The 21,152-nt window shown below is 70.2% G+C and carries 16 protein-coding genes; 7 read left to right on the forward strand and 9 right to left on the reverse strand.

Going from position 1 to position 21,152, the window contains the following annotated elements; translation table 11 throughout:
• The coding region (locus FFS10_RS20070; protein ID WP_249931370.1) for a LysR family transcriptional regulator at window positions 1–901 on the forward strand (901 nt) is incomplete at its 5' end.
• Between the two features lie 371 nt (window positions 902–1,272).
• Here the strand turns inward: FFS10_RS20070 and FFS10_RS20075 are convergent.
• The 6 genes from FFS10_RS20075 to FFS10_RS20100 all read right to left on the reverse strand — a co-directional run bounded on the left by FFS10_RS20075 (window position 1,273) and on the right by FFS10_RS20100 (window position 8,351).
• On the reverse strand, window positions 1,273–2,718 hold the full coding sequence (locus FFS10_RS20075; RefSeq protein ID WP_137896381.1) for an amidohydrolase family protein: 1,446 nt from the start codon (window positions 2,716–2,718) through the stop codon (window positions 1,273–1,275).
• A gap of 25 nt (window positions 2,719–2,743) precedes the next feature.
• Window positions 2,744–3,706, reverse strand: a complete 963-nt coding sequence (locus FFS10_RS20080; RefSeq protein ID WP_137896382.1) for an ABC transporter ATP-binding protein — start codon at window positions 3,704–3,706, stop codon at window positions 2,744–2,746.
• Entirely contained in the window at window positions 3,703–4,704 is a 1,002-nt protein-coding gene (locus FFS10_RS20085) for an ABC transporter ATP-binding protein (RefSeq protein WP_137896383.1), read from the reverse strand. The genes FFS10_RS20080 and FFS10_RS20085 overlap by 4 nt, the downstream gene beginning before the upstream one ends.
• A 39-nt stretch (window positions 4,705–4,743) precedes the next feature.
• Window positions 4,744–5,667, reverse strand: coding sequence for an ABC transporter permease (locus FFS10_RS20090; protein WP_137896384.1), 924 nt, complete (start codon window positions 5,665–5,667; stop codon window positions 4,744–4,746).
• A 94-nt stretch (window positions 5,668–5,761) separates the two neighbouring features.
• On the reverse strand, window positions 5,762–6,730 hold the full coding sequence (locus FFS10_RS20095) for an ABC transporter permease (RefSeq protein ID WP_137896385.1): 969 nt from the start codon (window positions 6,728–6,730) through the stop codon (window positions 5,762–5,764).
• A 28-nt stretch (window positions 6,731–6,758) separates the two neighbouring features.
• A complete protein-coding gene (locus FFS10_RS20100) occupies window positions 6,759–8,351 on the reverse strand; it encodes an ABC transporter substrate-binding protein (protein WP_137896386.1) in 1,593 nt (530 codons plus the stop codon).
• Window positions 8,352–8,537: 186 nt separating this feature from the next.
• Here FFS10_RS20100 and FFS10_RS20105 point away from each other — a divergent pair, with 186 nt between their 5' ends.
• Window positions 8,538–9,758, forward strand: a complete 1,221-nt coding sequence (locus FFS10_RS20105; protein ID WP_171016005.1) for a YbfB/YjiJ family MFS transporter — start codon at window positions 8,538–8,540, stop codon at window positions 9,756–9,758.
• A 60-nt stretch (window positions 9,759–9,818) separates the two neighbouring features.
• On the opposite strand, the gene FFS10_RS20110 is transcribed toward FFS10_RS20105, so the two are convergent.
• A complete protein-coding gene (locus FFS10_RS20110; RefSeq protein WP_137896388.1) occupies window positions 9,819–10,733 on the reverse strand; it encodes a LysR family transcriptional regulator in 915 nt (304 codons plus the stop codon).
• A 166-nt stretch (window positions 10,734–10,899) separates the two neighbouring features.
• On the opposite strand from FFS10_RS20110, the gene FFS10_RS20115 reads away from it, so the two are divergent.
• From FFS10_RS20115 to FFS10_RS20130, 4 genes are all read left to right on the forward strand, one after another.
• Complete coding sequence (locus FFS10_RS20115) at window positions 10,900–11,751, forward strand: alpha/beta hydrolase (RefSeq protein WP_137896389.1); 852 nt, start codon at window positions 10,900–10,902, stop codon at window positions 11,749–11,751.
• A gap of 86 nt (window positions 11,752–11,837) precedes the next feature.
• Window positions 11,838–13,067 (forward strand): efflux RND transporter periplasmic adaptor subunit, encoded by a 1,230-nt coding sequence (locus FFS10_RS20120; protein ID WP_137896390.1) that lies wholly within the window; start codon window positions 11,838–11,840, stop codon window positions 13,065–13,067.
• A 16-nt stretch (window positions 13,068–13,083) separates the two neighbouring features.
• The gene (locus tag FFS10_RS20125) at window positions 13,084–16,338 is read left to right on the forward strand and encodes an efflux RND transporter permease subunit (RefSeq protein ID WP_137896391.1); all 3,255 of its coding nucleotides are present in this window, start codon (window positions 13,084–13,086) and stop codon (window positions 16,336–16,338) included.
• A gap of 11 nt (window positions 16,339–16,349) precedes the next feature.
• Window positions 16,350–17,801 carry an efflux transporter outer membrane subunit gene (locus tag FFS10_RS20130; RefSeq protein ID WP_137896392.1) on the forward strand — a complete coding sequence of 484 codons (1,452 nt, stop codon included), beginning with the start codon at window positions 16,350–16,352 and terminating at the stop codon, window positions 17,799–17,801.
• A gap of 165 nt (window positions 17,802–17,966) precedes the next feature.
• Here FFS10_RS20130 and FFS10_RS20135 read toward each other — a convergent pair whose 3' ends face one another.
• Window positions 17,967–18,329 carry an SPW repeat protein gene (locus FFS10_RS20135; RefSeq protein WP_137896393.1) on the reverse strand — a complete coding sequence of 121 codons (363 nt, stop codon included), beginning with the start codon at window positions 18,327–18,329 and terminating at the stop codon, window positions 17,967–17,969.
• A 204-nt stretch (window positions 18,330–18,533) separates the two neighbouring features.
• On the opposite strand from FFS10_RS20135, the gene FFS10_RS20140 reads away from it, so the two are divergent.
• The gene (locus FFS10_RS20140; RefSeq protein ID WP_137896394.1) at window positions 18,534–20,531 is read left to right on the forward strand and encodes an aconitase family protein; all 1,998 of its coding nucleotides are present in this window, start codon (window positions 18,534–18,536) and stop codon (window positions 20,529–20,531) included.
• A gap of 387 nt (window positions 20,532–20,918) precedes the next feature.
• Here FFS10_RS20140 and FFS10_RS20145 read toward each other — a convergent pair.
• On the reverse strand, window positions 20,919–21,152 hold a 234-nt coding region (locus tag FFS10_RS20145; protein ID WP_137896395.1), incomplete at its 5' end, for an aldehyde dehydrogenase family protein.

Raw genomic sequence — 21,152 nt, forward strand, 5'->3', positions numbered from 1 at the left:
CACCAGCCCCCGCGTCGACCCCTACAGCCTGCGCCTGTTCGTGAGCACGGCGCGCGAAGGCTCGATCGCGCGCGCGGCGCAGCGCGAGCACATCGCGGCCTCGGCGCTGAGCCGGCGCATCGCCGACCTCGAGCACGCCTTCGGCAGCCCGCTGTTCGTGCGCTCGCCGCGCGGCATCGAATTGACGGAGGCGGGACAGCTGGTGCTGCAGCGCGGCCTGCAGATCGACCAGGATTTGCAGAACCTGGCGCGCGAAGTCCAGGCCCTGCACGGCCAGGACAGCAGCCAGATCGGCGGCCAGGTGCGCCTGGCCGCCAACCTCTCGGCCATCATCGGCTTCCTGCCCGAGCGGCTCAAGGCCTTCAGCGCGGCTTGCCCGCGCGTGGCCGTGTCACTGACCGAGCTCGACACGCGCGACGTGCTGCGCGCCTGCCTGGACGACCAGGCCGACCTCGGCGTGGGGGTCAGGACCGAGCCGCCACCGGGCCTGGAGGCCTGGCCCTTTGCCGAAGACCCGCTGATCGTGGTGCTGCCGCGCGGCCACGCGCTGGCGCGCCAGCGCAGCGTTCGCCTGCAGGAGGCCCTGGCCTGGCCGCTGATCGGCATCCACGCCGGCGGCGCGCTGGACAGCGAGCTGCGCGCGCGCGCCCTGGCGGCCGGCCTCACGCTGCACAGCCCGGTCTCGGTCAGCGGTTTCGACGCGGCCTGCCGCATGGTCGAGGCAGGCCTGGGCATCGCCCTGATCCCGCTCAGCGCGGCCAAGGCCTACGCCGGCACGGCCCGCTTCGTGCGCCGCCCGCTGGCCGAACCCTGGGCCGCGCGCGAGCTCTGCCTCTACGCGCTGCGCAAGACGCCGCGACTGCGGCCGGTGCAGGCGCTGATCGATGCGCTGAAGGCCTGATACAGACTTGCGATCAGAAGTACAAGAAGAAGTCAGAAGTCCCTCGCTGCGTCGAGTATGGCGGGGAGGGCGGGCGAGCGGCTCCGTTCATGTCCCCCGACGAGGGCGTGCCGCCCTCGTCTCCTCCTTGACTTCACTGCGCCGTTCACCCGCCCTCCCCTTCGGGTCCACCACCGCTCCCGCGCCACGGCTTCGCGCACCACGACGCCGGCTGGAGCGCTGCGGCGCGGTGTCGTGTGCAGCGAGGTCAAGGAGGAGGTGCCGGCCGAAGGTCGGCGCCGGGGGACATGAACGGAACACGGCACCGCGTCGCAGCGCGATGAGGCCATCTCAATGAATGCAAGAGCGTGTAAAAGCCCCCGGCCGGCTCCTCAGTAATGGCTGGCCCCCCACAGGCGCGCCGGCTCGCGCGTGAGGTGCTGCAGGCCGCTGCGCTCGAGCATCAGCTCGCTCGCAGCCTGGGCGGCCTCGAGCACCGCGCCCTCGTCGACCGAGAGCACGCGCCTATCCTGCATCAGCACGCGGCCGTCGACGATGGTGGTCGCGACGTCGGCCGCGTTGGCGAAGCAGGTCACGCGGTAGAGCGGCATGTTCATCGGCATCAGGTGCGGCTTGAACAGGTCGACCAGGATGATGTCAGCCTTCTTGCCGGCCTCGAGCGAGCCGATCTCGGCCCCCAGCCCCAAGGCGCGCGCCGCGTCGATGGTCACCATCTCCAGCACCTTGCCGTGCGGCAGCACGCCGGGGTCGCGGAAATGGCGGCGGTGGTAGTGCATGCACTGCCACATGTGGCGGAACATGTCGTAGCCGCGGTCGGGCGCGGCGCCGTCCGAGCCCAGGGCCACGGTCACGCCGGCGTCGATCAGCTCGGGCACCGGGCAGCGGCCGCGGATCGACATGATGGCGCTGGGGTTGTGCACGATGCGCGTGTCGGTCTCGCGCGCAAGCTGGATGTCCTCCTCGCTGAGGTCTATGCAATGCGACATGAAGGACCGCGGCCCCAGCAGCCCCAGCTCGCGATGCGCCAGCGCCAGCGTGCCGGTGCAATGCCCGTCCTGCGTGAAGGACAGGCCGTGGCGGCGCGCGAGCTGGGCGTAGGCGCCGGCCTGCCACAGGTAGGCCTCGCGCAGCGCGGCTTGGCCGGGCTCGTGCATGGGCGCGAACACCGGCAGGGTCACGGCGATGGCGATGCGGCCCTCGGCGCGGCCATGCTCGCTCGCGATCACCTGCTCGCAGACCGCCAGCATGCTGGCCTCGTCGATGTCTCGCCCGCTGGGCGGCTGCTGGGCCCAGTCCAGGTAGCGGCGCGGCGAGTCGGGGCGCGAGGGGCCGACCGCGACCACCGAGCGCGTGCCGGCCTGGACCACGGCATCGCAATGCGCGCGCGCGTATTTCGGATCGTCCACGCGCATGATGGAGTCGCCTCCGCCCAGCAGCGAGACGCCGGTGGTCACGCCGGCCTTGAGCCGCTCGAGCGAAGCCAGGGCCGACTCGGCGCGCCAGAAGCCCTCGTCCGAGGCCGAGGTGTAGATCCTGGCGGCGGCATCGCTCCAGGCATGGGTGTCGCCGCCGCCCAGGGTGCGCAGCATGGCGTGGCCGGCATGGGCATGGCTGTCGATCAGGCCGGGCAGCACGGCTTTGCGGTGGGCGTCCAGGGTCTGGCGCGCGCCGTAGCGCTCGCGCAGCTCGGCCGTGCGGCCGACCGCGACGATACGGTCGGCAAGCACGGCCACCGCGCCGTCCTCGATCACGCGGCGCTGCGGGTCCAGAGTGATGACCGTGCCGTGCTCGATCAGCAGGTCTATGGCTTGGGTCATGAAGACTCTCGGTAAGTCGAGTGAATCAGGCCGCGCGCGGCATGAAGCGCACCGGCTGGCCGGCCGCGCCCACGGCGTGGCAGGCCACGGCCACCTCGTCGCGCAGCGTGGTCAGGCGCGGCGCCTCGCGGCGGCAGATGTCGGCCGCGGCCGGGCAGCGCGGGTGGAAGGCGCAGCCGGGCGGCGGCGCCAGCGGGCTGGGCAGCTCGCCGGCCGGAACGGTGACGCTGCGCCGGCCCTGGCCGACGCGCGGGATGGCCTCCAGCAGCAGTTGGGTGTAGGGATGGCGCGGCGCGGCAAACAGCGAGGCCGTGTCGGCCACCTCGACCAGGCGCCCCAGGTACATGACGCCTATGCGCGTGGAGACGAAGCGCACCACGGCGAGGTTGTGGCTGATGAACAGGCTGGTCAGGCCCTCCTCCTGCTCCAGGCGCTTGAGCAGGTTGAGGATCTGGGCCTGCACCGAGACGTCGAGCGCCGAGGTCGGCTCGTCGCAGACCAGGAAGCTGGGCTCGCCGGCCAGGGCGCGTGCGATCGCGATGCGCTGGCGCTGGCCGCCCGAGAACTCGTGCGGGAACTTGGCGCCGTCGGCCGCCGCCAGGCCCACGCGGCCCAGCAGCTCGTCGACGCGCGCGCCGATCTGGTCCGCGGGCCTCAGGCGCTGGTAGGCGATGGGCTCGGCGATGGCGCGGCCCACGCGCCAGCGCGGGTTGAGCGAGGCATAGGGGTCCTGGAAGATCATCTGCACGCGGTGCGGCCGGCCGCCGGACGGCGGCGTGAAGCGCAGGCTGCCGGCCGTGGCGCGGTCCAGGCCCGCGACCACGCGCGCCAGGGTGGTCTTGCCGCAGCCCGACTCGCCGACCAGGCTGAAGGTGCTGCCGGCCGGAATCGAAAAGCTCACGCCGTCGACCGAGCGCACGGTGCGGCCATGGGCCTGGAAATGGCGCGACAGGTCTTGGACCGCGAGGTAGGTGGGGGTGCCGTTCATGCGGCCTCCAGAACCGTGGGTTGTTGGGGGTGCCAGCAGGCCACCTGCACCGCGCCCTGGGCCGCCGGCGTGGGCAGCTCGGCGCGGCAGCGCGCACTGGCGCTGGCGCAGCGCGGGTGGAAGGCGCAGCCCGCGGGCCGGGCGGCCAGGCGCGGCATGGCGCCGTCGATCTGGCGCAGCCATTCGGGGCTGGCGTCTATCGGCGGGATCGAGCCCATCAGGCCCTGGGTGTAGGGGTGGCGCGGCCGGTTCACGACCTCGTCGACCGGGCCGATCTCGGCGATGCGGCCCGCGTACATCACGGCCACGCGGTCGGCGTTCTCCGAGATCACGCCCATGTCATGCGTGACCAGCAGCACCGAGGTGCCGCGCTCGCGGCACAGGCCGCGCAGCAGCTCCAGCACCTGGGCCTGGACCGAGACGTCGAGCGCCGTGGTCGGCTCGTCGGCCACCACCAGGTCGGGCTCGGCGCACAGGGCCAGGGCGATCACGATGCGCTGGCGCATGCCGCCCGAGAATTGGTGCGGGTAGGCGTCCACGCGCTGCGCGGGCGAGGGAATGCCGACCTGGCGCAGCCAGTCGACCGCGCGCTCGCGCGCCTGGCTGCGCGACAGCGGCAGGTGGGTCAGCATGGTCTCGACCAGTTGGTCGCCCACGGTGAGCAGCGGGTTCAGGCTGACCAGCGGGTCCTGGAAGATCGCGCCTATGCGACGCCCGCGCAGGGCGCGCATGGCGGCGGCGTCGAACTGGTCGATGCGCCGGCCGTCGAACCAGATCTCGCCGCGCGCCACATGGGCCGGCGCGTCGAGCAGGCCGATCACCGCCATGCCGGTCAGCGACTTGCCGGCGCCGGACTCGCCGACGAAGCCCAGGATCTCGCCGCGCGCGATCTGGAAGCTGACCTCGTCCAGGGCCGTGAGCGCGCCATGCCGGGTCGGTATCTCCACGCGCAGCCGGCGCACGTCGAGCAGGGTTTCGGGTTTCATCGTGGAACTCATTTCAGGCCTCCTACACGTAGTGATGAGCGTGGGGGCATTTCATTTCAGGCGGGGGTTGAGGGCGTCGCGCAGCCAGTCGCCGAACAGGTTGATGGCCAGCACCAGGCCGATCAACAGCAGGCCCGGCATCACCGTGATCCACCACTCGCCCGAGAACAGAACCTCGTTGCCCAGGCGGATCAGCGTGCCCAGCGAGGGCGAGGTGGCCGGCACGCCCAGGCCCAGGAAGCTCAGCGTGGCCTCGGTCAGCACCGCCAGGCCGATCGACAGCGTGGCGATCACCAGCACCGGGCTCAGCACGTTGGGCAGCACATGGCGCGCCAGGATGCGCGCGCGGCCCATGCCGATCAGGCGCGCGGCGTTGACGTAGTCCTTGTTCTTCTCGACCATGGTCACGCCGCGTACGGTGCGCGCGTACTGCACCCAGGTGGCCAGCGCGATCGCCAGCACCACGATGGGCAGGGACAGCTGCTGCTGCAGCGCGCTGGGCAGCAGGGTGCGCGACAGGCCGTCGACCAGCAGCGCGACCAGGATGGCCGGAAAGCTCAGCTGCACGTCGGCCGCGCGCATGATCAGGTTGTCGACCCAGCCGCCCATGTAGCCGGCCACCAGGCCCAGGGTGACGCCGATCAGCATGGCCAGCAGGGTCGAGGCCAGGCCGACCAGCAGCGACATGCGCAGGCCGTAGAGCATGACCGAGACCAGGTCGCGCCCCTGGCCGTCGGTGCCGAGCAGGTACTTGAGCTGGCCGGCCTCGAGCCAGGCCGGCGGCAGGCGCGCGTCCATCAGCTCGACGGCCGCGAGGTCGAAGGGATTCTGCGGTGCCAGCCAGGGCGCGCCCAGGGCCAGCACCCCGTAGACGATCAGCAGCAGCGCGGAGGCCACGGCCTCGGGCGATCGCCCGAAGCTCCAGGCCAGGTCCGACTGGCGCCAGCGGGACAGGCGCAGGACAAGAGATTGCATAGATCAGGCCTCCTGCCGAGCCGCCTCAAAGGAGGCGTGCGCCCCCTCGGGGGGCAGCGAACAAATGTGAGCTTGGGGGTCCATAAGATTTCCTTCAGCGAGCGACGCGCAGGCGCGGATCGACCACCACGTAGAGCAGGTCGACCACGGTGTTGATGAGCACGAACAGGGCTGCCACCAGCAGCAGGTAGGCGGCGATCACCGGCACGTCGCTGAAGGTGATGGCCTGGATGATCAGCAGGCCCAGGCCCGGCCACTGGAACACGCTCTCGGTGATGATGGAAAACGCGACCATGGAGCCGAGCTGAAGCCCCGCCACCGTGATGATGGGGATCAGCGTGTTGCGCAGCGCGTGGCGGAAATGCACGGCGCGCTCACGCAGGCCGCGGGCGCGCGCGAACTTGATGTACTCGCTCTTCATCACCTCCATCATCTGGGTGCGGGTCAGGCGCATGAACAGCGTGAGCTGGAACAGGGCCAGGGTGATGGCCGGCATGACGATGGCCTTCCAGCCGCTGGCGCCCAGCAGGCCGGTGCTCCAGCCGCCCAGCTGCACCACCTCGCCGCGCCCGTAGGACGGCAGCCAGTTCAGCCCCACCGAGAACACCAGGATCAGGGCGATGCCGGTGACGAAGGACGGCACGGACACGCCGATCAGCGAGACGATCTGCAGCGCCCGCGCCCCCAGGGCGCGCGGCCTGATGCCCGCGTACACCCCCATGGGAATGCCCAGGCCCAGGGCCAGCAGCGCGGCCACGGCGCTGAGCTCCAGCGTGGCCGGCAGGCGCGAGGCGATCAGCTGCGCGACCGGCTCCAGGTTGCGGTAGGACACGCCGAACTCGCCCTGCAGGGCGCGGCCGACGAACTTGAGGTATTGCAGCGGCAGCGGCTGGTCCAGGCCCAGCGAGGCGCGCAGCTGCTGCTTCTCGGCGACGGTGGCGGTTTCGCCGGCCAGGTTGTTGACCGGGTCGCCGGTGAAGTTGAACAGCGCGAACGACAGCAGGGACACCACCGCCATGACCAGCAGGCCGTTGGCCAGCCGGCCCAGGATGAAACGCAGCATCAGGATGCTCCAGGCAGGGGCGCCGCCCTTACTTGACTTCCGGCACGGTCACCAGCCACAGGCGCAGCTGGTTGTCCGGCGCCTGGGCCAGCGAAACGCCCTTCTTCGCGGCCCAGGTGATGGGCTGCTGGTGCAGCGGCACATGCGAGACGTCGTTGCGCTCGATGGCCACGGCCTCCTCGATCAGCTTGTTGCGCTTGGCCGGGTCGATCTCGGCCGCGACCTGCGGCAGCATGGCGTCGAACTTGGGGTTCGAGTAGCGGCCGGCGTTGAGCGAGCCCTCCTTGGCCGTGCGGCTGTGCACGATGTCCTTGAGCAGGCCGTAGCTGTCGGCCATGGGCAGGCCGGCGTGGCCGACGACGTAGAGCGACACGTCGTTGGTGTTCAGGCGCACGCTCCACTTGACCGTGGGCTCGATCATCAGCTGGGCCTTGATGCCGACCTTGGCCAGCATGGAGGACATGGCAATGCACATGGCCTCGTCGTAGACATAGCGGTCATTGGGGCACTGCAGGCCCACGGCGAAGCCGTTCGGGTAGCCGGCTTCGGCCAGCAGCTTCTTGGCCGCCTCGGGGTCGTAGGACAGCAGGCGCTTGTTCAGCGCGGCCGGCGCGCCGTTGAGGTGCGGCGACAGCAGCGTGCCCGCGGGCCAGGACGCGCCGCGCATCACCGAGCGCTTGATCGCCTCGATGTCGATCGCGTGGTAGACGGCCTTGCGCACGCGCAGGTCCTTGAACGGGTTCTTGCCCTTGACGTCGCTGTACAGCAGCTCGTCGCGCTGCTGGTCCATGCCCAGGAAGATGGTGCGCAGCTCGGGGCCCTGCACCACCTGGAGGTTGCCGCTGCCCTGCAGGCGCTGCACGTCCTGCAGCGGCACGTTGATCGAGGCGTCGATGCCGCCGCTGATCAAGGAGGAGGTGCGCGTGGCGTCGGACTTGATCGGCGTGAACACCACGCGTCTGAGGTTGTGGCGCGGCTTGTCCCACCAGCTCGCGTTGGCGACCATCACGGTGCGGGTGTCGACGTCGCGCGACTCGAGGCGGAACGGGCCCGTGCCGTTGGCGTTGCGGTTGGCGTGGTTCTCCTTCTGCTTCTGCAGGTCGCTGGCCTCGGTGGCGCGGTTGAGCTCGCTCCAGCCCTTGTCCATGATCAAGAGCTGCTGCAGCTCGTTGGGCAGGATGGGCAGCGGCTGGTGGGTCTCGATGTCGACCGTGTAGGCGTCGACCTTGCGCACCTCCTTGATGTCGCTGAGGTTGCCCTTGATCAGCGAGCCCGGCGTGTTGGTGCGCTTCCAGGAGAACACCACGTCGTCGGCGTCGAAGCTCTCGCCGCCGTGGAACTTGACGCCCTGGCGCAGCGTGAAGCGCCACACCGTGGGGCTCAGCGTCTTCCAGCTCGTGGCCAGCGCCGGCTCGACCTGCAGCTTCTCGTTGAAGCGCACCAGGCCCTCGTAGACGTTGTTGACGAAGGCGTTGGTGAAGGTGTTGTTGGTCGAATGCGGGTCCATCGACAGGGCGTCCAGGCTGGACGACCAGGTCAGGGTGTTGGCGCCGGCACTGGCCAGCGCCAGGCCCAGGACGGCAGCCACGGTGGCGCGGCGGGCAAAGCGGGAAGCGGTCATCGAAAAGTCTCCTCGGGTCAGGGAAGGGATGGGCTCACAGGCGACGCGCCGGGTGGGCAGGCTGCGGCATTCCCCTCGGGGTCGCCCTGGCCTTGTCGGATCTGCTTTGCCACAAACATAAAAGTGATTGTCACAATATCAACAGATTTTGTGACGGTCAAGCGGGTTTGTGGCAATATCGGGGCCATGCAAACCACGGCACGCGTCGCGCGTGACACGCCCTCCTCCCCTCCGCCTCAGGCAGCGGCCGGCCTGGCACCGGCGCTGGGACTGGCCCTGGCGCCGCTGGTCGCCCTGGGTTTCTCGCGCTTCGCCTATGCGCTGCTGCTGCCGGCCATGCAGCAGGAATTCGGCTGGAGCTTCGCCCAGGCCGGCTCGCTGAACACCGCCAACGCCGCCGGTTACCTGGTCGGCGCGCTGCTCGCCGCGCCGCTGGCCGCCAAGCTGGGGGCGCTCAGGAGCTTCGGACTGTCCATGGGACTGAGCGCCCTGGCGCTGGCCGCGACGGCCCTCTGGTCCTGGTTGCCGCTGCTGCTGGCGGTGCGCTTCGTGGGTGGGGTCGCCACCGCCCTGGCCTTCGTGCTCGGCTCGGCGTTCGCGGCCCGCGTCTGGCCCGGCCGCTCGGCCATGGCCCTGGCCCTGTATTTCGCGGGCTCGGGCAGCGGCATCGTGATCGCGGGCACCCTGTTGCCCCTGGCCGCTGGTGGCCCGCAGGGCCTGGACTGGCGCAGCTCCTGGCTGGTCATGGCGGGCCTGGCCGGCGCGGCGACCTGGCTGGCCATTCGCGCGGCGCGTGCCGTGCCGGCCCGGGTCGAGGCGCCAGCCGGCGGCGCCAGGCCGGCGCCCGCGATCTGGCGCCTGCTCGCCCCCAGCCTGCTGGCCAACCTGCTGTTCGGCGCCGGCTACGTGGGCTACATGACCTTCGTGATTGCCCTGCTGCACGGCCAAGGCCTGCCCCCGGCGACCACGCTGGGCTTCTTCGCGCTGCTGGGCGGCGCCTCGATGGCGGCCAGCCTGGCCTGGGGACCGGCGCTCTCGCGCCTGCCGCTGGGCCGCGGCTTCGCCCTGGTCTGCACCGCCGTGGCCCTGGGCATGCTGCCGCTGCTGGTCTCGCCTACGCCGCTGGCGGCGCTGGCCTCCGCCCTGCTGTTCGGCGCCAGCTTCATGGCCGGGCCGGCCGCCGTCAGCATGGTCGCGCAGCGCCTGCTGCCGGCCCCGGCGCTGACATGGGGCCTGTCCTTGCTGACGGCCGCGTTCTCACTGGGCCAGTCGCTCGGCCCCCTGCTCGCGGGAGCGCTCTCGGATGCCACGGGCTCGCTGGCCGCCGGACTCTGGCTGGGGCCGCTGCTGCTGCTCGCAGCTGCCGCCGTGTCACTGCGTCAGGCCCCCCGCGCGCCGCTGTCATGAGCCGCAAGTCAGCAGGCCCATGGTCTCGGGCAGCGCCGTGAAGGCCGAGCTTGCCCGGCCTCATGCCCCCTGCAGTCGCGGCTCGCGCGCAAACAGATCGGCCGCCCAATCCACGAAGGCGCGCACCTTGGCGCTGAGGTGCCGGTTGGGCGGGTAGACCACGTAGACGGGCAGCGTCGGGCAGGACCAGTCGGCCAGCACCTGAACCAGTTCACCACTCGCCAGATGGGGCGCGGCCACCAGGGTCACGCACTGCGCAATGCCCAGGCCCGCCAGCGCTGCGGCGTCGTAGGCATTGCTCTCGTTGACGGCCAGCTTGTAGCGTCCGGTCACTTCGATGCTTGCGCCATGCTTCACGAATTCGTGCGGATGCATGCGCCCTGTGCGGGCCGAGAAGTAGTTCAGCGTGGTGTGGCTGTCCTCCAGGTCGTTCGGATGCTGGGGCACGCCGTGGCGCTCGACGTAGCCGGGCGAGGCCACGGTCACGAAGGCCAGATGGCCGATGCGCCGCGCCACCAGGGACTGTTCGATCAACTCGCCGACGCGGATCACGCAGTCCACGTTGTCGCTGATCAGGTCCACGGGACGGTCGCTCACGCCCAGGTCGAGCTGGATCTCGGGATAACGCTGGTAGAAACCGGACAGCGCCGGAATGATGACCAGGCGCGCGACCGAGGCCCCCACGTCGACGCGCAGCCGGCCGCTAGGCTTGGCCTGGGCGTTCGTCATGCTGGCTTCGATGTCGTCCAGATCGTTGAGCAGCCGCGTCATGCGCTCGTAGTAGGCGGCGCCGTCGGGCGTGACCGTCACGCGGCGCGTGGTGCGGTTGAGCAGCTTGACGCGCAGCCGCGCCTCCAGGTGCTGGACCAGCTTGGTGACCGTGCCCTTGGGCATGTCCAGTGAGGCCGCGGCTTTCGTGAACGTGCCCGCTTCAACGACGCGGGCAAAGACACGCATGGTCAGAATCTGATCCATCTTCCTTCCTTTTCCGGCTCGACATTCTCAACTTGGAGTGCCCCGGGATTGTTTCTCAATTGGAAACAGAAAGCTGGCAACAGCCTACTTTATTCGCGAGTCCTCCGCGCCTAACATTCCCGGCACAGTTCCCCAGTTTCCAGGCCGAACGCCTGTCCTGCCCACCATGCCACCTCGTCCTTCATTGCCGCCAAGCGCCGACCCGGCCCGGGCCACGGTCGAAACCGACACCACGATGGTACTGGCCGGTCAGGCCAGCGTGGACCTGCGCCTGTACGGCAGCCGCCGCACGGGCGGCGGAGCGCCGCTGGTCGTGCATTTCCACGGCGGCGCCTTCGTGTCCGGTGACCTCGACAGCGGCGCCTGCCTGGCCCGCCTGATGGCGGCAGCCGGCGCGGTGGTGGTCTCGGTGGCCTACCCGCTGGCGCCGGCCCACCCCTTCCCGCAAGCCGTGGAGACCGGCTATGCCGCCCTGCAATGGGCCCACCAGCAGCGCAGCAAGCTGGCCGGCCCGGGCGCCCGCATGTTCCTGGCCGGCGAGGAAGCCGGCGGCAACCTGGCCGCCGCCGTGGTGCTGATGGCGCGCGACCGCGCCCACCCGCCGCTGGCCGGCCAGATTCTGGTAGCGCCCATGCTCGACCCCTGCGTCGGCACGGCCTCGCTGCGCGAAGCCATGGGCACTGCCACCTGCTGCAAATGGACACAAGGCTGGCAGCAGTACCTGCGCAGCCCCATGGACGCCGAGCATCCCTATGCCGTGCCCGGCCGCACGCAGCGCCTGGCCGGCCTGCCGCCGACCCTGGTGCTGACCGGCGAGGACGACCCCATGCACGACGAAGCCCTGGCCTACGCCAGACGCCTGCAAGGCGCGGGCATCGCCGTGACCGCGGGCGTGCTGCCAGTCACCGGCTGGCCCGATTCGCTGGACCAGCCTGCCGATGCCGAATGCGCCTGCGCAGCCAGCGTGCAGCAGCATCTGCGCGCCTTCTTCGACGCGGCCGCAGCAGCGCCTTCCTAGACCCGCCCCGCCAAGCGGCCCCACCCCTGCGCCAACCCGGTGTACCCCACCGGGAAGGACCGACTCACCCCAAAAAGGACGAATCCATGAACAACAACGCCAATTCTTTCCCGCGCCGCCGGCTCTGGGCGGCCGTGACCGCGCTCGTCGCGCTGGTGGCCGTCGGCTCGGCCGCACTCGGACTGCGGGGCGCCGCGGCGCAGGCGAGCGCAGGCCCGGCCGAGCCGCCCGCCACGCCGGTGTCGGTGGCCACGGTGGCCGAGAGCGAAGTCACGGCCTGGGACGAGTTCTCCGGCCGGCTCGAAGCCGTGGAGCGGGTGGACGTGCGCTCGCGCGTGGCGGGCGCCGTGCAGTCGGTGCATTTCCGCGAAGGGGCGCTGGTCAAGCAGGGCGAGTTGCTCTTCACCATCGACCCCGCGCCCTATGCGGCCGAAGTCGAGCGTGCCGAGGCCCAGGTCGCGGCCGCCCAGGCCCGTGTCTCGCACACCACGAGCGAGCACGAACGCGCGAAACGCCTGTGGGAGGAGCGCGCCATTGCCCAGCGCGAATACGAAGAGCGCCTGAATGCCCAGCGCGAGGCCGAGGCCAACCTGCGCGCGGCCCAGGCCCAGCTGCAGACGGCGCGGCTGAGCCTGGGCTACACCCAGGTGCGCGCCCCGGTGGCCGGACGCATCGGCCGCCTCGAGGTTACCGTGGGCAACCTGGTGGCCGCCGGCCCCGGCGCGCCCGTGCTCACCACGCTGGTCTCGGTCAGCCCGATCTACGCGAGTTTCGACACCGACGAGCAGGTCATTGCCCGCGCGCTCCAGGAGCTGCCCGGCGGCGCCAGCGCCCGCACGCTGATCGAACGCATCCCCGTGCAAATGGGCACGGCGGCCATGGCCGACACGCCCTACCAGGGCAAGCTGCAACTGATAGACAACCAGGTCGATGCGAAGAGCGGCACCATCCGCGTGCGCGCCGCCTTCGACAACAAGGACGGCGCCCTGATGCCCGGGCAGTTTGCCCGCGTGCGCATGGGCCAGGCGCGCAGCAGCAAGGCCTTGCTGGTGAACGAGCGAGCGGTCGGCACCGACCAGAACAAGAAGTTCGTGCTGGTGGTGGGAGCCGACAACAAGGCCGAGTACCGGGAAGTCACGCTGGGCGCACCGGTGAACGGCCTGCGCGTGGTGAGCAGCGGCCTCAAGGCCGGCGAGCGCATCGTGGTCAACGGCCTGCAGCACATCCGCCCCGGCGCGCAGCTCGCGCCGCAGCCGGTGGGCATGGGCGCCAAGCCCGAGGTGCAGGCCCAGCGGGGCGGCACGGCGCAATCCTGAGCCCGAAGAGAAGCACATGAATCTGTCCAAGTTTTTCATCGACCGGCCGATCTTTGCCGGCGTGCTGTCGCTGCTGATGTTCATCGCCGGCCTGATCGCGCTGCGCGGACTGCCGGTTTCCGAGTACCCCGAGGTCGTGCCGCCCTCGATCGTGGTGCGGGCCAACTACCCCGGCGCCAACCCCAAGGTGATCGCCGAAACCGTGGCCACGCCGCTGGAAGAGGCCGTCAACGGCGTGGAAGGCATGCTCTACATGGGCAGCCAGGCCACCACCGACGGGCTGATGACGCTCACCGTCACCTTCAAGCTCGGCATGGATCCCGACAAGGCCCAGCAGCTGGTGCAAAACCGCGTGGCCCAGGCCGAGCCTCGGCTGCCCGAGGAAGTGCGGCGTCTGGGTGTGACCACGATCAAGAGCTCGCCCGACCTCACGATGGTGGTGCACCTGACCTCGCCCAGCAAGCGCTATGACATGACCTACCTGCGCAACTACGCGCTGCTCAATGTCAAGGACCGGCTGGCCCGCGTGCAGGGCGTGGGCGACGTGCAGCTGTTCGGCTCGGGCGACTACTCGATGCGCGTCTGGCTGGACCCGCAGAAGGTGGCCCAGCGCGGCCTTTCGGCCGGCGACGTGGTGCGCGCAATCCGCGAGCAGAACCTGCAGGCCGCCGCCGGCGTGGTGGGCGCCTCGCCGGGCCTCGAGGGCGTGGACCTGCAGTTGTCGATCAATGCCCAGGGTCGCCTGCAGAGCGAGGAAGAGTTCGGCGACATCATCGTCAAGGGCGGCACCGGCGGCGCCCCCTCCACCCAGGTCGTGCGGCTGCGCGACATCGCGCGGCTGGAGCTCGGCGCCTCGAGCTACGCCCTGCGCTCCTTGCTGGACAACAAGGACGCGGTGGCGGTGCCGATTTTCGCCGCACCGGGCTCGAATGCGATCCAGATTTCCGACCAGGTGCGCGCCACCATGGCCGAGCTCAAGAAGAACATGCCGCAGGGCGTGGACTATGAGATCGTCTACGACCCTACGCAGTTCGTGCGCGCCTCGATCGAGTCGGTGATCCACACCCTGCTGGAAGCCATCGCCCTGGTGGTGCTGGTGGTCGTCTTGTTCCTGCAGACCTGGCGCGCCTCCATCATCCCCCTGCTGGCGGTGCCGGTATCGGTGGTGGGCACCTTCGCGGTGATGCAGCTGTTTGGCTTCTCGATCAACGCGCTCAGCCTGTTCGGCCTGGTGCTGGCCATCGGCATCGTGGTCGACGACGCCATCGTGGTGGTGGAGAACGTGGAGCGCAACATCGAGGCCGGCCTCACGCCGCGCGAGGCCACCTACCGCGCCATGCGCGAGGTATCTGGGCCCATCATCGCGATCGCGCTGGTGCTGATCGCGGTGTTCGTTCCGCTGGCTTTCATCAGCGGCCTGACCGGGCAGTTCTACAAGCAGTTCGCGCTGACGATCGCGATATCCACCGTGATTTCGGCCGTCAACTCGCTGACCCTGTCGCCGGCCCTGGCCGCGCTGCTGCTCAAGAGCCACGATGCGCCCAAGGACGCGCTGACGCGCGGCATGGACCGGGTGCTCGGCCGCTTCTTTGCCGCCTTCAACCGCGCGTTCGGCCGCGGCGCCGCCCGCTACAGCACCGGCGTCAAGGCCGCGATCTCGCGCAAGACACTGATGCTCGCGCTCTACCTGGTGCTGGTGGGCCTGACCTTAGGCCTGTTCAAGCTGGTGCCCGGCGGCTTTGTTCCGGCGCAGGACAAGCAGTACCTGATCGGCTTCGCCCAGCTGCCCGATGGCGCCACGCTGGATCGCACCGAGGATGTGATTCGCCGCATGAGCGAGATCACGCTCAAGCAGCCCGGCGTCGAGCATGCCGTTTCCTTCCCCGGCCTGTCGATCAATGGCTTCACCAACAGCTCGAACGCCGGCATCGTGTTCGCCACGCTCAAGCCGTTCGAAGAGCGCGGCGCCGACCAGAGCGCGGGCGCCATTGCCGGCCGCTTGAATGCCCAGTTCGCGCAGTTGCAGGACGCCTTCGTCATGATGTTCCCGCCGCCGCCGGTACAGGGCCTGGGCACCACGGGCGGCTTCAAGCTGCAGCTGGAGGACCGCGGCTCGCTAGGCTACGAGGCGCTGGACGCGGCCTTGAAGGCCTTCATGGCCAAGGCCTACCAGGCGCCCGAGCTGGCCGGCCTGTTCTCCAGCTTCCAGGTGAACGTGCCGCAGCTCTATGCCGACATCGACCGCACCAAGGCACGCCAGCTCGGCGTGCCGGTCACGGACGTGTTCGACACCATGCAGATCTACCTGGGCAGCCTCTACGCCAACGACTTCAACAAGTTCGGCCGCACCTATTCGGTCCGCGTGCAGGCCGACGCGCCCTACCGCGCCCGTGCCGAGGACGTGGGCCTGCTGAAGGTGCGCTCGTCCAGCGGCGAGATGGTGCCGCTGTCGGCCCTGATGAGCGTCAAGCCCAGCTTCGGGCCCGAGCGCGCCATGCGCTACAACGGCTACCTGTCGGCCGACATCAATGGCGGCCCGGCCCCGGGCTATTCGTCGGGCCAGGCACAGGCCGCCGTGGCCCGCATCGCGGCCGAGACCCTGCCCACCGGCATCAGCTACGAATGGACCGAGCTGACCTACCAGGAAATCCTGGCCGGCAACTCGGCGCTGTGGGTGTTCCCGCTGGCCATCCTGCTGGTGTTCCTGGTGCTCGCGGCCCAGTACGAAAGCCTGACCCTGCCGGTCGCGATCATCCTGATCGTGCCCATGGGCCTGCTGGCGGCGATGACCGGCGTGTGGCTGTCCGGCGGCGACAACAACGTGTTCACGCAGATCGGACTGATGGTGCTGGTGGGGCTGTCGGCCAAGAACGCGATCCTGATCGTCGAGTTCGCGCGCGAACTGGAGTTCGCCGGGCGCACGCCGGTGCAGGCAGCGATCGAGGCCAGCCGCCTGCGCCTGAGGCCGATTTTGATGACCTCGCTGGCTTTCATCATGGGCGTGCTGCCCCTGGTGCTGACCACCGGCGCCGGCGCCGAGATGCGCCAGGCCATGGGTGTGGCCGTGTTCGCCGGAATGATAGGCGTGACCGCCTTCGGCCTGTTCCTCACACCGGTGTTCTACGTGGCGCTGCGCCGGCTGGCCGGCAACCGCCCGCTGAAACTGCACGGCACCGTGCCGCACCTGGAAGCCTTTGCCGCGCCCGCAGACTTCGCCGGCGGCGCTTCGGCGCGGCTGGTGCCCGCCGCGCCGCTGAAGGCCCACGAGTAAGGAGTTCGACCATGAAAGTCTTCAAGCTTGCCCTGCTGCCCCTGGCCGCCGCCCTGCTGCTGGCTGGCTGTGCCAGCACGCCGCCCGAGCTGCCCCCGCAAACCCCGCCGCCCGCGCGCTTCAAGGAAAGCGGCGAACGCTGGACCGTCGCCGCACCGGCCGAGGCCCAGGATCGCGGCACCTGGTGGAAGGCCTTCGCCGACCCGGTGCTGGACAGCCTGGTGGAGCGGGCCAGCCTCAACAACACCAGCATCCATGAAGCGGCGGCCAGGCTGGCGCAGGCGCGCGCCCTGGTGCGCAGCACCGATGCCGACCGATCGGTGCAGATCGGCGTGGGCGCCGGTGCCACGCGCCAGGCCGGCGCCGGCACCGTGAGCGGCGCCACGCCCACCACGCTGACGAGCGCCGGTGCCAGCCTGTCCTACGAGATCGACTTGTTCGGCAGGCTGGCGCGCGCCAGCGACGCCGCGGCGCTCGACGCCCAGGCGCGCGAGGCCTTGCTGCAAAGCACGCGCCTGCTGGTGCAAGCCGACGTGGCGCAAACCTATCTTGCGCTGCGTGCGCTGGAAACCGAGCGTACCCTGGTGCGCGAAACGGTGGCGGCTTACCGCAACACCCTGCAGCTGACGCAGCGCCGCTACCAGGCCGGCGACATCGCGGAACTCGATGTGGCGCGCGTGCAAACCGAACTGGCGTCCACCGAGTCCGAAGCGCTGGCACTGGACCGGCGACGCGCCGAACTCGAGCATGCGCTGGCCGTGCTGGCAGGCGATGCGGCCTCGAACTTCACGCTGAGTGTGACGGACTGGACCACGGCCCTGCCCGTGGTTCCGCCCGGTATCCCCGGCACGGTGCTGGCACGCCGGCCCGATGTATCGGCCGCCCAAAGCGCGATGCTTGCCGCGCAGGCGCGCGTGGGCGTGGCCAAGGCGGCGTGGTTTCCCAGCGTTTCGCTCACGGCCGCGGGCGGCTACGCCTCGCCCGAGCTCGGCGACCTGTTCAAATGGTCGGCGCGCGCCTGGAGCGTCGGCGCCCTGCTCTCTCTTCCGCTGTTGGATGGCGGTCGCCGCGAAGCCGGCGTGCAAGGCGCCCAGGCCCAGCTGGACGCCGCATTGGCCAGCTATCGCGGCCAGGTGCTGGTGGCGTTCCGGGAAGTGGAAGACCAGCTCTCCTCACTGCGCCTGCTGGAGGAGCAGGCCGAAGCCCAGGCCCAAGCCGTGGCCTCGGCGACCCGCGCCACGGTGCTGTCCGACTCACGCTACCGCAACGGCCTGGTCAGCCAGCTCGAGCTGCTCGACGCGCGGCGCAGCGAACTGCGCAACCGGCGCCAGGCGCTGCAGGTGAAATCCGCCCAGTATCAGGCCTCCGTGGCTCTGATCCGCGCCCTCGGCGGCGGCTGGGACGCGGCAAGCAAAGTCGGCGACACGCCGCATCACAGGCTGCTGGCCACGCGCTCAAACTGACTCGCCGATCGACCACCCGGCCCTGCCCAGAAGGCAATAGACCCCCGGTCCTCGCTGCCTGGAAAGCCGCCCTCCGCGTTGGGCGCACCAAAGCACCGCGCCCCGCTCGGCGGACCACGGTGCTTTTTCTCCTCTTTTTCTTCTTCTAGTTGCGACGTCGCATGCTCAGTGCGCGATCTTGTCGTGCCACCAGGCGCTGTATTCCTTGTCGGTGAACAAGGTCCAGAGCGCCAGCGCCGCGACCGCGATGCCGATCACGACCGCGCTGAGCATGGCTTCGCGATGCATCGCGAAATCCAGCACCCAGGGCGAGACCAGCATCCAGAGGCCAAGGACGCCCTCCGTCCATTCTTCCCAGGCGCGCGGCACGAAGATCGCGCCCAGCGCCGCGGCGATCAGGGCCAGGCCGATCACGACCGCGTTCGACATCGCCATCGTCATGCCGTCGAAGCCCAGAGCCCAGGGAGACAGAATCAGACAGACGCCCAACAAGGCGTTGACCAAGTCCTGCCAATGTCTCAGTTTCATGATTGCACCTCCTATGGATAGCCAACATGCCAACTGGCAGTCATTTGACCGGGCGCGCAGGCCTTGGTTCCGTGCGGGCCGGGTTGTCCCCAGAATCACCCTGAGGCCGTCAGGGTCGCAGGCCTCGGGGCGCTCGCGTTCCGCGATGCCCCCTGTGCCGCCTCGGCGCTTGCCGCCGCCGGCCGGCGACGCCACCATCGCCCCATGACCGCCCCCTCGTCCACCCTGGCCTTGCCCGGCCGCCTGCTGTTCCTTTGCGCCGACCCGGCGCGGGTCACCGCCCAGCTCGAGGGCCAGCGCCTCGGCCTCGCCGAGGCCGCTCCGCTGCGCGACGACGTCTCGACCGACGAGATCACGCCGGTCGCCATCCTCAGCCACTACGACGAGAAACTGGGCCGCTATGCCCACGCCGGCTTCAAGGCCGGCGAGCAGCAGCCGATTGGCCCCGACGCCCTGCGCGCCGGCGGCTTCAGCGTGATCGTCGCCGGCCGGCGCTACGGCAAGGGCTCCTCGCGCGAGCACAGCCCGGCGGCCGAGAAGCTGGCCGGCATACGCCTGGTGATCGCCGAGAGCTTCGAACGCATCTACCGCCAGAACGCCGACAACATCGGCCTGTTCACCTCGACCGACCTGGGCCTCGTCGAGCGCATACAGCGCGGTGAGGCCATCGCCCTAGAGGAACTCGTGGCCGGCCGCGACGCACTGGCCGCCGCCATCCTGAGAAGCGGCGGCCTGCTGGGCTTCGGCCAGCAGCAACTGCGCCAGGTCATGGCCGCGACGCCCGGGCCGCAAGCCCAGCCTCAAACCCTGTTCGAGAAGATCGTCGCCCGCCATGCGCTGCGGACAACGCTGACCAGCACCGACCCCGCTCCCGGCGAAGGCGCCTTCGTGCGCGCAGACTGGCGCTTCATCCACGAGTACTACACCGGCATGGCGGCCCACATGCTGCACAGCAGCTTCGGCCAGCCGCTGGTGCTGCACGAGCCCGAGCGAATCGTGGTGTTCGAGGACCACACCTCCTACGTGGCCACCAGCCCGGCCCATGTGCGCAACGGCCTGGTCCCGAACATGCTGGCCATGTGCCAGGCGCAGCGCGACTTCGCGGCGCGCTACGGCCTGCGGCTGCACCGCACGCTGACCGAGGCAGAAGCCGCGCTGGACGACGGCCGCAACGTGGCCGGCATCTCCCACGCCATGATGGCCGAGCACTACGCCCTGCCCGGCCAGCTGGTGGTCGGCACCGATTCGCATACCCCGCACAGCGGCGCCCTGGGCTGCGTGGCCTTCGGCGTCGGCACCACCGACATGGCCAACGCCTTCGCCACCGGCGCCGTGCGCATGACCATGCCCGAGTCGCTGCGCGTCGAGCTCAAGGGCCCGCTACCCGCCGGCCTCACGGCCAAGGACATCGTCCTGCATTTACTGGCCAGCCCCAGGATTCGCGCCGGCGGCGGTGTCGGCAAGGTGTTCGAGTTCTGCGGCAGCGCGCTCGCCCAGCTGTCCACCGACGAGCGCGCGACCCTGACCAACATGACGGCCGAGCTGGGTGGTCTCACCGGCCTGGTCGCGCCGGATGCCGAGACCCTGCGCTTTCTCAAGCAGAGGCGCGGCATCGACTTCCAGCTCGAGCCCTGGATGGCCAGTGACCCCGGCGCCCGCTACGCCGAGGAGATAGAGGTCGACTGCGCCCGGCTCTCGCCCATGGTGGCCGCGCCGGGCGACCCGGGCAACGGCCTGGCGCTGGACCGGCTGGACCAGCCGGTAAAGGTGGACATCGCCTACGGCGGCTCCTGCACGGCCGGCAAGCGCGAGGATTTCGACCACTACCATGAAGTGCTGGCCTGGGGCCTGGCCCAGGGCCTGACCGTGCCGCCCCGGGTGCAGCTCTACCTGCAGTACGGCACCACGGCCGTGCGCGACTACTGCATCGCGCGCGGCTACGACAAGACCTTCGCGGCCGCGGGCGCGCGCATGCTCCAGCCCTCCTGCGGCGCCTGCGCCAATTGCGGGCCAGGCTCGTCCACCGAGGCCGGCCAGGTCACGGTGAGCGCGATCAACCGCAACTTCCCCGGCCGCTCCGGACCCGGACAGGTCTGGCTGGCCAGCCCGCCCACGGTGATGGCCAGCGCGCTGGCCGGCGAGTTGATCTCGTTCCAGGCGCTGCAGGAACGCGTGCGCGCGGGCGTGACGCCGCTGGCCTGAACGCGCGCAGCCTGGTCATGAACCCGTTCGCACCGCCTCGCACGCGTCGCACCTCGCGCCGCGACAAAGCGACGATGCAGCGCTCGTGGCCATTGGCGCGCCAACATCGCCTCTGCAAAGGCGTGCGCGGGCAGGTTGCAGCGCGCCTTGAGGGCGCCGAGAAGCGCAGGGCTGGCGGCCGCGCGCGCAGCGCGCTTCGTCAACTGACTTGCCGCATTTGTCTGAACGGAGCGATCGCAGATCGCGCAGTGAGTTATGCGGCGGGCCGCCAGACCGAGCATCGCAGGGGAGTCGACGCAAGGCGTCGACCGCCCTCATTGAAGCGCTGCGGCCTGCCCGTGCACGCCTTTGCCGCGCGCCGCTGCGCTCCCCTCTAAAGTCTGCCCCTCAAGCCAACGTGTAGGCCGTCTTCACCGTGGTGAAGAACTCCTGGGCATAGCGGCCCTGCTCGCGCGGTCCGTAGCTCGAACCCTTGCGCCCGCCGAACGGCACGTGGTAGTCCACCCCGGCCGTGGGCAGGTTCACCATCACCATGCCGGCCTGGCTGTGGCGCTTGAAGTGCGTGGCGTATTTGAGGCTGCTGGTGGCGATGCCGGCCGAGAGGCCGAATGGCGTGTCGTT

The sequence above is a fragment of the Ramlibacter sp. 2FC genome, assembly GCF_005503345.1.
Lineage (GTDB): Bacteria > Pseudomonadota > Gammaproteobacteria > Burkholderiales > Burkholderiaceae_C > SCMQ01.

Coding starts and splice junctions, on each gene's coding strand:
- FFS10_RS20075 (WP_137896381.1), bottom strand. CDS start 2,718: ATGACCCAAGCCATAGACCTGCTGATCGAGCACGGCACGGTCATCACT.
- FFS10_RS20080 (WP_137896382.1), bottom strand. CDS start 3,706: ATGAACGGCACCCCCACCTACCTCGCGGTCCAAGACCTGTCGCGCCAT.
- FFS10_RS20085 (WP_137896383.1), bottom strand. CDS start 4,704: ATGAGTTCCACGATGAAACCCGAAACCCTGCTCGACGTGCGCCGGCTG.
- FFS10_RS20090 (WP_137896384.1), bottom strand. CDS start 5,667: ATGCAATCTCTTGTCCTGCGCCTGTCCCGCTGGCGCCAGTCGGACCTG.
- FFS10_RS20095 (WP_137896385.1), bottom strand. CDS start 6,730: ATGCTGCGTTTCATCCTGGGCCGGCTGGCCAACGGCCTGCTGGTCATG.
- FFS10_RS20100 (WP_137896386.1), bottom strand. CDS start 8,351: ATGACCGCTTCCCGCTTTGCCCGCCGCGCCACCGTGGCTGCCGTCCTG.
- FFS10_RS20105 (WP_171016005.1), top strand. CDS start 8,538: ATGCAAACCACGGCACGCGTCGCGCGTGACACGCCCTCCTCCCCTCCG.
- FFS10_RS20110 (WP_137896388.1), bottom strand. CDS start 10,733: ATGGATCAGATTCTGACCATGCGTGTCTTTGCCCGCGTCGTTGAAGCG.
- FFS10_RS20115 (WP_137896389.1), top strand. CDS start 10,900: ATGCCACCTCGTCCTTCATTGCCGCCAAGCGCCGACCCGGCCCGGGCC.
- FFS10_RS20120 (WP_137896390.1), top strand. CDS start 11,838: ATGAACAACAACGCCAATTCTTTCCCGCGCCGCCGGCTCTGGGCGGCC.
- FFS10_RS20125 (WP_137896391.1), top strand. CDS start 13,084: ATGAATCTGTCCAAGTTTTTCATCGACCGGCCGATCTTTGCCGGCGTG.
- FFS10_RS20130 (WP_137896392.1), top strand. CDS start 16,350: ATGAAAGTCTTCAAGCTTGCCCTGCTGCCCCTGGCCGCCGCCCTGCTG.
- FFS10_RS20135 (WP_137896393.1), bottom strand. CDS start 18,329: ATGAAACTGAGACATTGGCAGGACTTGGTCAACGCCTTGTTGGGCGTC.
- FFS10_RS20140 (WP_137896394.1), top strand. CDS start 18,534: ATGACCGCCCCCTCGTCCACCCTGGCCTTGCCCGGCCGCCTGCTGTTC.